This is a genomic window from Roseibium sp., assembly GCF_965233565.1.
GTDB lineage: Bacteria > Pseudomonadota > Alphaproteobacteria > Rhizobiales > Stappiaceae > Roseibium.
In genome coordinates this window covers 5,985,530-5,998,560 of record NZ_OZ247494.1, presented here as the reverse complement: position 1 = coordinate 5,998,560, position 13,031 = coordinate 5,985,530, and the positions used below count along the sequence as shown (strand labels likewise).

Annotated in this window: 14 protein-coding genes; 7 read left to right on the top strand and 7 right to left on the bottom strand. The window is 58.1% G+C overall.

Going from position 1 to position 13,031, the window contains the following annotated elements; translation table 11 throughout:
* Positions 1–38 precede the first annotated feature (38 nt).
* The gene (locus tag ACO6TG_RS27380) at positions 39–1,496 is read left to right on the top strand and encodes an NAD-dependent succinate-semialdehyde dehydrogenase (protein ID WP_422376105.1); all 1,458 of its coding nucleotides are present in this window, start codon (positions 39–41) and stop codon (positions 1,494–1,496) included.
* A gap of 128 nt (positions 1,497–1,624) precedes the next feature.
* Here ACO6TG_RS27380 and ACO6TG_RS27375 read toward each other — a convergent pair whose 3' ends face one another.
* The 3 genes from ACO6TG_RS27375 to ACO6TG_RS27365 form a co-directional block, all read right to left on the bottom strand.
* The gene (locus ACO6TG_RS27375; protein WP_422376104.1) at positions 1,625–1,996 is read right to left on the bottom strand and encodes a VOC family protein; all 372 of its coding nucleotides are present in this window, start codon (positions 1,994–1,996) and stop codon (positions 1,625–1,627) included.
* A gap of 71 nt (positions 1,997–2,067) precedes the next feature.
* A complete protein-coding gene (locus ACO6TG_RS27370) occupies positions 2,068–2,706 on the bottom strand; it encodes a hypothetical protein (protein ID WP_422376103.1) in 639 nt (212 codons plus the stop codon).
* A 53-nt stretch (positions 2,707–2,759) separates the two neighbouring features.
* Positions 2,760–3,488 carry a hypothetical protein gene (locus tag ACO6TG_RS27365; RefSeq protein WP_422376102.1) on the bottom strand — a complete coding sequence of 243 codons (729 nt, stop codon included), beginning with the start codon at positions 3,486–3,488 and terminating at the stop codon, positions 2,760–2,762.
* Positions 3,489–3,824: 336 nt separating this feature from the next.
* On the opposite strand from ACO6TG_RS27365, the gene ACO6TG_RS27360 reads away from it, so the two are divergent.
* A complete protein-coding gene (locus tag ACO6TG_RS27360; RefSeq protein ID WP_422376101.1) occupies positions 3,825–4,403 on the top strand; it encodes a TetR/AcrR family transcriptional regulator in 579 nt (192 codons plus the stop codon).
* Positions 4,404–4,469: 66 nt separating this feature from the next.
* On the opposite strand, the gene ACO6TG_RS27355 is transcribed toward ACO6TG_RS27360, so the two are convergent.
* Positions 4,470–5,189 (bottom strand): glycerophosphodiester phosphodiesterase, encoded by a 720-nt coding sequence (locus tag ACO6TG_RS27355; RefSeq protein WP_422376100.1) that lies wholly within the window; start codon positions 5,187–5,189, stop codon positions 4,470–4,472.
* Between the two features lie 425 nt (positions 5,190–5,614).
* Between ACO6TG_RS27355 and ACO6TG_RS27350 the strand changes: the two genes are divergently transcribed.
* From ACO6TG_RS27350 to ACO6TG_RS27330, 5 genes are all read left to right on the top strand, one after another.
* Positions 5,615–6,199 carry a YceI family protein gene (locus ACO6TG_RS27350; RefSeq protein ID WP_422376099.1) on the top strand — a complete coding sequence of 195 codons (585 nt, stop codon included), beginning with the start codon at positions 5,615–5,617 and terminating at the stop codon, positions 6,197–6,199.
* A 50-nt stretch (positions 6,200–6,249) separates the two neighbouring features.
* The gene (locus ACO6TG_RS27345; protein ID WP_422376098.1) at positions 6,250–6,834 is read left to right on the top strand and encodes a cytochrome b; all 585 of its coding nucleotides are present in this window, start codon (positions 6,250–6,252) and stop codon (positions 6,832–6,834) included.
* 24 nt (positions 6,835–6,858) lie between these two features.
* Entirely contained in the window at positions 6,859–7,416 is a 558-nt protein-coding gene (locus ACO6TG_RS27340) for a YceI family protein (RefSeq protein ID WP_422376097.1), read from the top strand.
* A gap of 140 nt (positions 7,417–7,556) precedes the next feature.
* Positions 7,557–9,194 carry a fumarate hydratase gene (locus tag ACO6TG_RS27335; RefSeq protein WP_422376096.1) on the top strand — a complete coding sequence of 546 codons (1,638 nt, stop codon included), beginning with the start codon at positions 7,557–7,559 and terminating at the stop codon, positions 9,192–9,194.
* Between the two features lie 365 nt (positions 9,195–9,559).
* Positions 9,560–10,153, top strand: coding sequence for a L,D-transpeptidase (locus ACO6TG_RS27330; RefSeq protein ID WP_094074510.1), 594 nt, complete (start codon positions 9,560–9,562; stop codon positions 10,151–10,153).
* Between the two features lie 45 nt (positions 10,154–10,198).
* Here ACO6TG_RS27330 and ACO6TG_RS27325 read toward each other — a convergent pair whose 3' ends face one another.
* The 3 genes from ACO6TG_RS27325 to ACO6TG_RS27315 form a co-directional block, all read right to left on the bottom strand.
* Positions 10,199–10,921: a DNA helicase gene (locus tag ACO6TG_RS27325; protein ID WP_422376095.1), complete on the bottom strand. Its 723-nt coding sequence runs from the start codon at positions 10,919–10,921 to the stop codon at positions 10,199–10,201.
* A 190-nt stretch (positions 10,922–11,111) separates the two neighbouring features.
* Entirely contained in the window at positions 11,112–11,480 is a 369-nt protein-coding gene (locus ACO6TG_RS27320; protein WP_422376094.1) for a gamma-butyrobetaine hydroxylase-like domain-containing protein, read from the bottom strand.
* A 72-nt stretch (positions 11,481–11,552) separates the two neighbouring features.
* The gene (locus ACO6TG_RS27315) at positions 11,553–12,989 is read right to left on the bottom strand and encodes a cryptochrome/photolyase family protein (RefSeq protein WP_422376093.1); all 1,437 of its coding nucleotides are present in this window, start codon (positions 12,987–12,989) and stop codon (positions 11,553–11,555) included.
* Positions 12,990–13,031 lie beyond the last annotated feature (42 nt).

Below are 13,031 nucleotides of genomic sequence, written 5' to 3'. Positions count from 1 at the left end.
TCACTATCCGGTCAAGTCACACGGATCGGGAAGTCTCCATGTCTTTGAATACGTCTTTGTTGAAGGAACAAGTCTTTATCGGCGGCGCCTGGCAGGACGCCGATAGCGGCCAGACGATTGGCGTGTCCAATCCGGCAACGGGCGAGACCATCGGCACGATCCCTTATTGCGGCCGTCCGGAAACGGCCCGCGCCATTGAGGCTGCCTCTGTCGCCCTGCCTGCCTGGAAAGCACTGACAGCCGAGGCCCGCGCCAATCTCATGCACAAGCTGTGCGACGCGATCATGGACCAGATCGACGATCTGGCCGTGTTGCTGACCACGGAAATGGGCAAGCCGCTTGCGGAGGCCAAAGGCGAAATCGCGCTCGGTGTCAAATACATCCGCTTCTTTGCTGAAGAGGGCAAGCGCATTTATGGCGACACCATTCCCTCGCCCTGGGCCGATCGTCGCATCCTGGTGACCAAGGAACCTGTCGGTGTTGTCGGCTCGATCACGCCCTGGAATTTTCCCAATTCCATGATCGCGCGCAAGCTCGGCGCAGCGCTTGCGGCCGGTTGTACGATGGTCCTGAAACCGGCTGAGTTCACGCCCTATTCCGCTCTGATCTATGGCGTGATGGCCGAAAAGGCCGGTCTGCCGGCCGGTGTCATCAACATCCTTACAGGTGACGCGCCTGCCATCGGCGAGGAAATGTGCGAAAACCCGGCCCTGCGCAAGCTCACCTTTACCGGCTCGACCCGCGTTGGGAAACTGCTGGCGGCCAATGCCGGCAAGAACATGAAGAAGATCTCGATGGAGCTGGGCGGCAACGCACCGTTCATCGTGTTCGACGACGCCGATCTCGACCGCGCGGTCGAAGGTGCGATCGCCAGCAAATTTCGCAATTCCGGTCAAACCTGTGTCTGCGCCAACCGCCTCTACGTCCAGGCCGGGGTATATGATGCCTTTGCCGACAAGCTGAAAACCGCCATGGCCGCCCAGCTCAAGGTTGGCGACGGCCTTGCGGCCGGCACCACCCAGGGTCCGCTGATCAACGAAGCCGCGGTAGAGAAGGTGGCCGATCATGTCCAGGACGCCCTTGCCAAGGGTGGTGCACTGGTGACAGGCGGCCAGCGACCGGATGCGCCAGGTTCCTTTTACGAGCCAACTCTGATCACGGGCGCCACCGCCGACATGAAAGTCGCACATGAGGAAACCTTCGGGCCGTTGGCTGCCCTCTTCAAATTCGACACCGAGGAGGAAGCCATCCAGTTGGCCAATGATACGGAATACGGCCTCGCCTGCTATTTCTATGCCCAGGATCTCGGCCGCACATTCCGCGTGATGGAACAGCTGCAATATGGCCTGGTTGGCGTGAATGAAGGCGTCATCACCACCGAAGTCGCCCCTTTTGGAGGCGTGAAAGACAGCGGCATGGGCAATGAAGGTTCGAAATATGGCCTCGACGATTACCTGAACGTCAAATACAGCTGTATCGGCGGCCTTGGTCTTTGAATTTCTCAACGACACAGCGCGATTGCCCAGGGGCAGGACCCGGCACCTGACGGTGGGCAAATGCCCCCAACTTGGCAGTGCAGAATTTGGAGAACCGGCCCAGACATAGGGCCGGTTCTTTATTGATATCAGTTTGGGCGCGGCTCAAAGAGGCTGATGCCATTTCCGTCGGGATCGAGTGCATAGACGAAGCGTCCCGGCGGAATGTCCCTTGGATCTGACAGGACCTCTCCCCCCCTGGCCTTGCAGCGCTCAATCGCGGCCTCCAGGTTATCCGGGACGACAAGATGGATCCGCGGACCACGGCCGTTACCGGCAGGCCTGCCGGCAAAAAGGTGGGCGCCGACACCGGACATGTCATTGTTCAATATGACAAACGGTTCCGGGCCGGACCTATCGAGCTCCATCACATAGTCGAACACATGACAATAAAACTCGATGGACTTGTCGAAGTCGGAAACTGGAATTTCACACCAGGAGACGATCGGACGGGATGTCATTGCATTTTCCTGTTGGTCGAACGATCAGAGCGAGTTGACCGACGACAGATGAACGCAGGCCAGCAACGATGTCAGGCGAGGACATGCCAGAAATCGAGATCGACGGTCTCCGGCTCGAACATGTTCAACAGTCCCTGGCAGGTTTCGTCTCCGACATAGCCGCCACAGATTTTTCGGGCCGCTCCGGATGTCTCGACAAAAGCGATTTCGGAATAGGTACCGTCATCCACCTTACCCATGAAATGGGCGCGAGATTCGGAGAAGCCGGCCAGGTATTGCTGTTCGATCGCGTCTGATACCGCCATCATCCCGCTTTCCGAGAAGCCGGTCCCGTTTGACGGGCGGAAGGTACCGAACTCGATACAGGAAAACCCGCTCGGCAATTCCTTTGGTCCCCCCAGCAGCTGATTGCCCGTCAAACGTATGCTGTCTCGATCCAGCATCCCCATCAGCGGCTCAGATGCCGGATGGGAGGGATGGGCTTCAGCCATGAGGCCAAACGACTTCTGGTCCGTCGCCAGTATCGCATCTGCAAACTCTCCATCGAGGTTGCCGAGCACACAATGCATGGCGATGCCGTCACACTTGGCCAGAAACTGCTCCTGCCAATTGACCGCAGCTTGCAGAAATTCGGCTGGCTTGGTGCCCTCGACCAATCGATAGCGTGCAAATCCCATGACCGCGACAGGCCCTAATTCGCGTCTTAACATCTCTTTTCCTTTCGCCTCACCAGAGCGGCAAGGTCCTTGACTGGCCGCAGCGGTTACCAGACCCGTTTTTGATTCATCTTGAAGGTCTTGAGGCTCTTGGGGTCGATCTGGACGAGAAACCGCATGGCAGCGGACTCTGGATCAGCCATGTCGGCCATCATCGCCATCTGCGCTGCCTCTGCCGCCTCTCGCGACTGCCAATGAACCATGTCGACCCACCAGCCGTCCGTGGTTCGAAAGAGCTCGCGGTCCACAAATCCGGACATTTCGCCGAGGCTTTGCTGAACACGTTCAGCAGCTTCCAGAAAGGCTTCATCTGTCGTCGGCATCAAGAATTCGATTTCCGAACCAGGCGCCACCAGACGGAAGACGTGAATTTCTGTAAATCCATCTCCCTGAGGCACATTGCTCACCTGCCAATGGCGCATCCGATCAGCGTGAAACCAGGCCATGGTCGAAGGATCGATCAGCTCCATGATCGGGGCCCCGTCCGGGTCGGTCAGAATTTCCGCAGCCGCCTTGGCAAAGTCGCCGACAGACCGCCAGTGGATCGAGTCGATCCAATAGTCTCCGCCGTCCTCTGCCATCAATTCGCGATAGATCCGGCCGTCAAACCGCGGCAAAAACCGGTCCTGCACATGCTGGGCACCGTCAAGCATACGGACCTCTTCTGTGCCGGGCAGCAGTTTGAACCAGGCAATTTCGAGAATGGTGTTGTCATCCGCAAGCGCCGCCTGCCCCATCAGGGCGAAGACAATCGTGGCAACAAATTTTCTAACCATGAGGCTTTCCTTTTTCAGAACGATAAGTGTTTTATTTGCCTTGCCGTTGCCGCTGTCAAGGTTTTTCTAAACGATGCGTGATTTATTTTTCTGCGCAACGATCTCAAGGTAGCTGTCATAGCTGCCCCACGCTTTACGCTTCAGTATTTGCCTTTTCTGAATTTTTGAAGAGAAACGGTGACAGAAGGGTGATCTGGTGAGGCGGAGTGGACTCGGCACCAACACTTCTTTTCAGACTGCGGCGTGACCTATTGCTTCTGCACCACGCCGTAATTTTTTACAGAACGAAACGTGTTTAAATTTGACATCGAGAGGCAACCCTGCTAAGGGGCGCTTATGGGTAGAAAAAAGAACTATGAACGAACAGACGTCCTTGCAAAGGCACGGGACTGTTTCTGGAGATCCGGATACGAGGGCGCACATCTGAGCGACCTTGTTGAAGCGACAGGCCTGAACCGTTTCAGCCTCTACAAGGAATTTGATGGCAAGGCAGGGCTTTTCCTGGAAGCGCTCGAGCTATACGCGCAAGAGGCCAAGGCGTTTTACGACGGCCACCTTTGCCGGGACCCTCTCGGTCTTGCCAACATCCGCGCCTATTTCGATGCGCTGAAAGTGGAGCCTGACTATCAAGGCTGCTTTATCGTCAACACCTTGACCGAGCAGGCCACAGTGCCAGGTGCAGCCTTCAATGTTGCCAGAAATTTTGTCGACCAGGTGGAAGAGCGTTTCCGCAACAATCTGATCGCCGCTCTCAAAAACGGTGACCTTGCAGATGATACGGATGTTACCGCCCTCGCCCGGACACTTGTATGCCTGGATAATGGAATTGCGGTGTTCGGAATCGTTCGCCCAGACCAGTCAGTCGTGAAAACGACCGCAAATCTCTACCTTGATGCAGTGCTGAAGCCGGCCTGATCCGTCGCAATTCTCTGACGCTTCGACTGGACAGTTGACGCCTTTCCATTTGTTGCATCGCAGAGACTAAGCTGTCTGAAACAACTCCCTTTCCACCGACCGAAACACCTCAACCTGATCGATGTTCATCTGCTCGACACCGCAGCGCAGCGCCTTTTCAAACACGGTCCGGTCGTTGCCAGAATAAAACATCTGCGTGATCAGCCCGGCCTGTTTTGCGGCCGTCACAAGGTCCGCGCTGAGATTGTCTTCGTGAAACTCGAGGATCTGCGCCTCCTGGGCCACAGCGCGGTCGACCGATCCAACGTGAATGAAGAGAACCATACGGCGCAGGTCGGGGACCTTGGCACGAGCCTCGGCGCGAATGGCCTGGTCGAAGGAAAAGGTCCAGGCCTCGCTGAGCATGCCGCGCACCGCCAGCATGTCACGAACTTCTCCGGGATCGCCGTCCTTGATTTCCACATAAGTGGCAATCCGGCCCTTGCAGGCATCCAGGAACCGGTCCAGCCGGGGCACCTGCTCGCCGGCGAAGTCCGGGCCGAACCAGATACCGGCGTCGAGCGCATCAATCTCTGCAGATGTCAGGTCCGAAATCCGGCCTGAGCCATTGGTGGTTCGATCCACTGTGGCGTCATGCATGACGTACAGAATGCCATCCCGGGACGGTCGCACGTCAAGCTCAACAGCCTCCGCGCCCATCTCGATGGCTTTCTCCAGGGACGCCAGCGTGTTTTCAGGAGCCCACAGTGACGCGCCTCGGTGACAAACAACCATCGCTTGTTTCACGTCGATTCTCCTGGTGCTCCAGACCGGTGATCTGAAGGCTTTCGGGTTCCGATTTCAGCTATACGTCAGGAAAGATGACCCAAGAGGTGCCTGAATTTCTTGATGGAATGATGACACTGGAACTTCTTTCGAGTTATCATGCACTTACCGAGCTAAGCAACTCTTGATTGCGCCGTCAAAGACACCACATGTGCCCTCGCAGGCGATGCTGATTCTAAATGTCCGGAGTTTTCGGATGACGAGCAGCAACAATCGACTCGGAAAATCTTATCAGGCCTTCACCAAAACAGTGTCAGAATTCGGGCTGCGATTGTTCGAAATTTCAGAACAGTCAGTCAAATTGCATGCGCCAATTTCATACCTATTTTCCAGACTGCAGCGTTCATGGGCGAACGCTCCTGACAACAATCTTACGAGGTTTGAACATGATCCGTCTTGCAGCTTCCGCGCTGGCCCTCTCCCTTTTTGCCGGCGCAGCTTCTGCCGAGCCAGTTGCCTATGATTTCGACAAGTCTCACGCCAACCTGTCTTTCACCTACAACCATCTCGGCTATTCCACGACGGACGGCCGCTTTGGCAACTGGGATGGCACGCTCTTGATCGACAAGGACAGCCCGGCCAATTCCTCCATCGAGTTCACCATCGACATCACCAGCCTCGACACGTTCTGGGCGGATCGTGACAAGCACCTGCTGAGCGCGGATTTCTTCGATGCGGACAAATTCCCGAAAGCGACCTTTGCCAGCACCAAGGTCGAACAGGTTGGTGAAAACCAGCTTGAGGTCACCGGCGACCTGACCATCAAGGGCGTCACCAAGCCGACAACAGTGAACGTCACGGTCACGGCACTTGGCGAACACCCGATGGCCAAGAAGGAAGCTGCCGGGTTTGCCGTTTCCACTGTCATCAAGCGGTCCGACTTTGGCATGGACATGTTTGTCCCCTATGTGGGGGACGAGGTGACCGTCACCTTCCATGCTGAAACGCTGAAGGCCGACGCCACCAACTGATCGAAAGACGCCGGAGGTCGAATGGCCTCCGGTTATCTGAGGAGCAGGCGATGCTGCGCAACACGAAGACCGGATATGGCAGGGTCGCGATCCTGTTTCACTGGGTGATGGCCCTGATGATCGCCGGCATGCTTGCCTTCGGGCTTTATATGACCAGCCTGCCGAGTGACGATCCCGAGCTGTTCACGCTCTACCAGTTGCACAAATCCATCGGGTTTGTTGTGCTCGCGCTCGCTGTGCTGCGATTAACCTGGCGACTTGCCAATCCGTCACCCAGGCTGCCGGATGGCATGCATCCGCTGGAAAGGCTCGGTGCTCATCTCGGCCATATCGGCCTTTACGCCCTGCTCTTTGCCATGCCGCTGACCGGCTGGCTGATGGCCTCCGCGTCGCCATGGGGCATTCCGACAATTGTTTTCAACGTGCTGCCGGTGCCCCACCTGCCGGTTCCGGACGTTCTGGGCACACAGGCGGAAGCGGAGAGCTTTTTCAAACTGCTCCACGCCTATGGCGCCTATTTGCTGATCGCACTGATCGTCGTGCATGTCGCAGCGGCCTTCAAACACCACCTGATCGCACGCGACGACACGCTCAAGCGCATGGTGTCCACCGCTCCTGCCAGAGCCGATAACTAACAAATTGAGTCAGGAAAATCCGACATGGCATTGAAAAACAGCCTTTTTGCATTGGCGTTCCTCTGTGTTTCGGGACATGCCGGCACCGCGCTGGCCGACACGTGGACCGTGGCTCAGGACCAGAGCAGCCTGGGTTTCGAAGTAAAGCAGGGGGAAAACACCCTGAAGGGTCAATTCACCACCTGGGACGCAACAATCGAGTTCGACCCGGCGGCCCCGGAAAGTGCGACGATCACGGCGACGGTCAAACCCGCAAGCGCTTCGACCGGCAATCCTCAGTTTGACGGCACGTTGCCGGGCAAGGACTGGTTCGACGTCACTGCCTTTCCGGATGCTGTCTTTGCCGCCGATGGCGCAACCCTCGTCGAGGGCAGCAGCTATCGTGCGGACGGCACCTTGACGATCAAGGGCGTGTCCCATCCGGTTGCGCTTGACTTCACGCTCGAGATCGATGGCGACACCGCCAGGGCAACCGGCACGGCAACCGTGGACCGGATCACCTACAAGCTTGGCACAGGTGTCGGCACCGACACGGTCGGTGACGCAGTTACCGTCACGCTGGATCTGACGGCCGCAAGATAGCCACATGCGAATGTGAGACCTTTTGATCAGGCCGCGGCTCTTGGCGCCCGCGGCCTTTTTGCCGTATGAGAACAGCACCAAACATCCAGCGCGTCCGGACAAGCATCGTCCGGAGGCAGCCAGATCAGGAAAGCCGTCCCATGAACGCTCCCGTCACGCCCCCCGCCTATCAGCACAGCGCCCTCTTCCCGCAGGGAGAAGACCAGACGCCTTACCGGAAACTGACCTCGAATTTTGTCAAGACGGCCGAGTTCAACGGCGAAGAGGTGCTCATGGTCGAGCCAGAAGGCCTGCGCCTGCTGGCTGAAGAAGCCTTCAAGGACATCAACCACTACCTGCGTCCCGGCCACCTGGAACAGCTGAAGAAGATCCTGGACGATCCGGAAGCGACCGAGAACGACAAGTTCGTCGCGTTCGATCTCCTGAAGAACGCCAATATTGCCTCTCATGGCGTGCTGCCGATGTGCCAGGACACCGGCACGGCGATCATTATGGGCAAAAAAGGCCGCCGTGTCTGGAGCGATGGCTCGGACGAAGCAGCACTCGGCGAAGGCGCGCGCGACGCCTATTACAAGAAGAACCTGCGCTACTCGCAGCTCGCGCCGATCTCGATGTTCGAGGAGAAGAACACCAAGAGCAACATGCCGGCCCAGATCGAGCTTTATGCCGAGGGCGAGGATGCCTACAAGTTCCTGTTCATGGCCAAGGGAGGCGGGTCGGCCAACAAGACCTTCCTGTTCCAGGGAACGCCGTCCCTTCTGACGCATGACCGCATGGTGGACTTCCTGAAGGAAAAGATCCTGACACTCGGCACTGCCGCCTGTCCGCCTTATCACCTGGCCATTGTCATTGGCGGTACGTCTGCGGAAATGAACCTGAAGACCGCGAAACTCGCATCCGCGCGCTATTTGGACGGCCTGCCGACCCAGGGCTCAGAACTTGGCCATGCCTTCCGCGACCTGGAGATGGAAGCCGAGATCCACAAGCTGACCCAGGCGACCGGTGTCGGTGCCCAGTTTGGCGGCAAGTATTTCTGCCATGATGTCCGCGTCATCCGCCTGCCACGTCACGGGGCCTCCCTGCCGATCGGCCTGGCCGTTTCGTGTTCTGCTGACCGGCAGGCTGTCGGCAAGATCACCAAGGACGGCATTTTCCTGGAGCAGCTGGAAATGCATCCGGAAAAATATCTGCCGGAAGTCACGGACGACAACCTGTCGGACAACGTGGTCAAAGTCGACCTGACCCGGCCGATGTCCGAAATTCTCGGCGAACTCTCCAAACATCCGATCAAGACACGGCTGTCGCTGACCGGGCCGCTGATCGTTGCCCGGGACCTGGCGCATTCCAAATTGCGCGACCGGCTGGAAAACGGAGAGCCCCTGCCCGACTATTTCAAGAACCATCCGATCTATTACGCCGGCCCGGCAAAAACCCCGGAAGGCATGCCCTCCGGGTCGTTCGGCCCGACCACGGCCGGCCGGATGGATGCCTATGTCGACCAGTTCCAGGCCGCAGGCGGCTCCATGGTGATGCTCGCCAAGGGCAACCGCTCGGCCCAGGTGCGCCGAGCCTGCCAGGCTCATGGTGGCTTTTATCTCGGCTCCATCGGCGGCCCGGCCGCCCGGCTAGCCCAGGACTGTATCAAGAAGGTGGAAGTGGTCGAGTTCGAGGAACTGGGCATGGAAGCGATCTGGAAGATCGAGGTCGAAGATTTCCCGGCCTTTATCGTCATCGACGACAAGGGCAATGACTTCTTCAAGGAGTTGAACCTGGGCTGACGGTCTGCCGAGGCCGCCCTCAAGGAGACCCGCTGCCAAATGCAGCGGGTCTTTTTGTTTCCCGGCGCATCTACGGAATCACCTCCCGGCAAATACCAAGGTGAAAATCAGACTTCATTTGTGCTACAGACCGGCCTGACAGCAACCTTGACGGGAAGCGTCGGCAAGAACTCGCAAAAAACGAAAAAACCGTTGCAATTACGGCACAATTCATGGAGTTGAGGGCACCTCACATCAACGTGAGATTCCTATTGAGCCCTTTTTGAGACATGATTATTAACAGTGCGGCAAGGACATTTGCGTAACGTCAGTTCCTGTGATCAAGCACCCGTGTGGCGTGGGCCCGGTGCGAATGGGGGATCGAAATGAACAAGTTTTACTTCTTGGTGGTAGCGGTGATTGCCAGCGCCTTTGCGCTGACAGCACAGGCCGCGCCGCGATATGGCTTTTTTGACCACAGCACGAACACCTGGGTGACACCGAAATACCATCCGGGCGGCCCGTCTCCGGTCAAGCGCAAACGCGTCAAGTATGACGGCCCCTATAGCCCGGGCACGATTGTCATCGACACGTCCGAGCGTCGCCTTTATCACGTCCTGCCGGGCGGCAAGGCCATGAAATACGGTGTTGGCGTTGGCAAGGAAGGCTTCCAGTGGGCCGGAACGCACCGGGTCACCCGCAAGGCCGAATGGCCGAGCTGGACCCCGCCCGCACAGATGCGTGCGCGCGAGCGCCGCAAAGGCCGCATCCTGCCGGCCTACATGCCCGGCGGCCCGAACAACCCGATGGGCGCCCGCGCGCTTTATATCGGTTCCACGCTTTACCGCATTCATGGCACGACTGAGCCGTGGACGATCGGCTCCGCCGTTTCTTCCGGCTGCATCCGGCTGGCAAATGAAGACGTCATTCACCTCTATAACAATGTGAGTGTTGGCGCGAAGATCATCGTCAAGCGCTGATCCAAACGACTGATGGGAAAAGCCGGGCAATTTGCCCGGCTTTTTTTACGCCGAGGCAGGCATGGGCTGAAGCAGGATTTCACCACCATGCAAAAAACAGCTCTTGGTGAACTGGCCAAGATCAAGCGGATTGGGCATCCGGACATCGTCTATCCCGGGGAGCCTGTTTTGCGCCGGGTCGAACGTCCGGCGGATCTGCGACAGGAAGACCAGAGACACTTCCCGCTCATTGGCAAAGCGCTTCAGCTGCTCTACCTGATGTCCAAGCACCGGTTCGGCCCGGTTCTGATCCATGACCTGGAGATAGTCGATTACCGCGACCGAACCTGGCACCGCGCCCGATAAGGTCGACATCAGATGCCGCGCGCAGACACTCTCGGCGAGATCGATGACCAGGTCCCGAGACCCTTTCAGATCACCATACCCGCTGAGCGACAGAGTTCGCTGCACCTCGGCTTCGGTGCATTCGGATGAAAAGAACCAGGCGGCACGCCCAAGTTTTGATGCTTCGGCGGCAATCTCCAAGCCGAGAACGGTCTTGCCTTCCCCTGGCCGTGCTGCCAGCAGCAGCAAGTCACCGGGCGCAAGCGCTTCCAGAAGAGACCGGGACGGTCGATTTGGCTGCCAGGCATTTGCCAGATGGCTCCAGCTGCGAAATCCCTCCGCTATTGCAACCGCGTCGAGGGCCTGGTGCAAACGAATACGGTTTTCGCGCGCAAGCTTGCGGGCACGACTTTTCAATCGATAGATCGGGGCAGTCAGTTTCATGTGCGACCTCCATGCCGCGTGCGACTGACGCAATCCCTCCTCATGCGACCGCACGGGTCTGGTCGAACCATGAAATTGAACCCTGCAGGATGTCTGCTGCTCCAGTTGGAGGGGGACGGCGCGGGCCAAGCCGTGATCAGGGTACCCGATTCGGCCACCCCGTTTCCAGCTGGGCAATGCGGGACCGGTGTCAGCGGTCCCGGCTGAGGCCCTTTGCCTCCAGCTCCGCCAGATAGACACCCCAATGATTGTCGGGGTTGCGGCCAAGCTGCAAAAAATAGGTCCAGGAATAGATCCCGGAATTGTGCATGTCGTCAAAGTGGATACGGACGGCATAGTTGCCCACCGGCTCAATCTTGATGATCTCGACATTGCGCTTGCCCGGAACTGTCTTTTTCTGAGAAGGCGCATGGCCCTTGACCTCGGCCGAAGGTGAACACACACGCAGATATTCTGCAGACAGTTCGTGCGCTTCGCCAGAGTTGAAGGCGATGGCAAGTGACTTCCTGTCCTTGGCAACACGCAGCTCAGTTGGCCAGGGTGCTGACGGATCGGTCATGAAGGCGTCCTTTTTTGTCCGAAGCGGCAGAGATCGATGCGGAGGGGCACGATAGCGGTGGCGGCGACGCGGTCAAGCCGCGTTTTGTCCCGCCAGCTTGACGGCCTCGTAGCCTTCAAGGGCCGCCTGACGCGCGGCCGCGTGATTGACGACCGGGTGCGGATAGGTTTCACCCAGTTTGACCCCGGCTGCGGCAAGCGCCTCTTTCGGCGCTTCAAAGGGCGCAAAGATATGAGCGGTGTCCAGCCCGGCGAGCTCCGGGACCCAACGACGGATATAAGACGCGTGCGGATCGAATTTTTCGCCCTGCGTGATCGGGTTGAAGATACGGAAATAGGGCGCGGCATCTGCCCCGGACCCGGTCACCCACTGCCAGCTGGCCGAGTTGTTCGCAAGATCAGCATCGAGCAGCGTGTCGCGGAACCAGGCTTCCCCGTGGTGCCAGTGAAGCCGCAGATGCTTGACCAGGAAACTCGCGACAACCATACGCACCCGATTGTGCATGTATCCGGTTTGCCAGAGTTCGCGCATCCCGGCATCGACAATCGGATAGCCGGTTTGCCCTTTTTGCCAGCGTACCAGGTCTTCAGAAGACTCGCGCCAGGGATAGGCATCAAATGCAGGTTTCCAGTTGCCAGACGGAAGCTTTGGAAAGTGGTAGAGCAGATGATGGGAAAACTCGCGCCAGGCAAGTTCGGACAGAAACTTCTGCCCGTCTTTCGACAGGGAGGCATCGCTCATCATGCGCGTTTGCGTCGCGTGCCAGACCTGCCTTGGCGAGATGTCACCAAAATGCAGATGAGGCGATAGCCGGGAGACGTTTGGCAAATCCGGCCGGTTGCGCAGATCTCCATAGCCGGCAAGGCCTTCTGCCAGAAAGCTGCTTAAACGCTCCTGCGCTCCAACTGCGCCGGGTCGCCAGAGTTTTTCCCAGCCAGCCGCCCAGTTCGGTTTTCCGGGAAGAAGGTCGAGCTCGGCAAGGTCGACGCCTTCCACAGTGCTCACGAAGGTCAATTCTTCCGGAGCAGGCAATGGCGGCGGAACGTCCTGTTGCTGCGCCGTCTTCCAGAAGGGCGAATAGACCTTGAATGGACCGCCGGATTTGGTTTCCAGCTCCCAGGGCTCAAAAAGAAGCGCGGCCTTGAAGCTCCTGACCTCAAACCCGTCTTCCTTCAAGGACACTTTCAGATCCGTGTCCCGCTCGATCGCATGGGGTTCGTAACAGCGGTTCCAGAAGACAGCGTCGACATCATGAGTTCTTGCCAGGTGCGGGATCAGGTGCCGGGCGCTGCCGCGCATCAGCACAAGTCCCGGCATTACGTCTTTCAGAGCCGCCAGGCTGTGATGCAGCCACCAGTGGCTTGCCCCGCCCAGAGGATGCGTCTCTCCGGATTGCACCGATGTCTCGAAGATGAAGACAGGCAGCACCTCTCCCCGCTTCGATGCTTCAAGAAGCGCGGGATTGTCCTCAATGCGAAGATCCTGGCGAAACCAAACTAGCGTTGTCATGTTGCCCCTTTATGCAGCGTCGATGTGAATACGCCAGGAGCC

Coding starts and splice junctions, on each gene's coding strand:
- ACO6TG_RS27380 (WP_422376105.1), top strand. CDS start 39: ATGTCTTTGAATACGTCTTTGTTGAAGGAACAAGTCTTTATCGGCGGC.
- ACO6TG_RS27375 (WP_422376104.1), bottom strand. CDS start 1,996: ATGACATCCCGTCCGATCGTCTCCTGGTGTGAAATTCCAGTTTCCGAC.
- ACO6TG_RS27370 (WP_422376103.1), bottom strand. CDS start 2,706: ATGTTAAGACGCGAATTAGGGCCTGTCGCGGTCATGGGATTTGCACGC.
- ACO6TG_RS27365 (WP_422376102.1), bottom strand. CDS start 3,488: ATGGTTAGAAAATTTGTTGCCACGATTGTCTTCGCCCTGATGGGGCAG.
- ACO6TG_RS27360 (WP_422376101.1), top strand. CDS start 3,825: ATGGGTAGAAAAAAGAACTATGAACGAACAGACGTCCTTGCAAAGGCA.
- ACO6TG_RS27350 (WP_422376099.1), top strand. CDS start 5,615: ATGATCCGTCTTGCAGCTTCCGCGCTGGCCCTCTCCCTTTTTGCCGGC.
- ACO6TG_RS27345 (WP_422376098.1), top strand. CDS start 6,250: ATGCTGCGCAACACGAAGACCGGATATGGCAGGGTCGCGATCCTGTTT.
- ACO6TG_RS27340 (WP_422376097.1), top strand. CDS start 6,859: ATGGCATTGAAAAACAGCCTTTTTGCATTGGCGTTCCTCTGTGTTTCG.
- ACO6TG_RS27335 (WP_422376096.1), top strand. CDS start 7,557: ATGAACGCTCCCGTCACGCCCCCCGCCTATCAGCACAGCGCCCTCTTC.
- ACO6TG_RS27330 (WP_094074510.1), top strand. CDS start 9,560: ATGAACAAGTTTTACTTCTTGGTGGTAGCGGTGATTGCCAGCGCCTTT.
- ACO6TG_RS27325 (WP_422376095.1), bottom strand. CDS start 10,921: ATGAAACTGACTGCCCCGATCTATCGATTGAAAAGTCGTGCCCGCAAG.
- ACO6TG_RS27320 (WP_422376094.1), bottom strand. CDS start 11,480: ATGACCGATCCGTCAGCACCCTGGCCAACTGAGCTGCGTGTTGCCAAG.
- ACO6TG_RS27315 (WP_422376093.1), bottom strand. CDS start 12,989: ATGACAACGCTAGTTTGGTTTCGCCAGGATCTTCGCATTGAGGACAAT.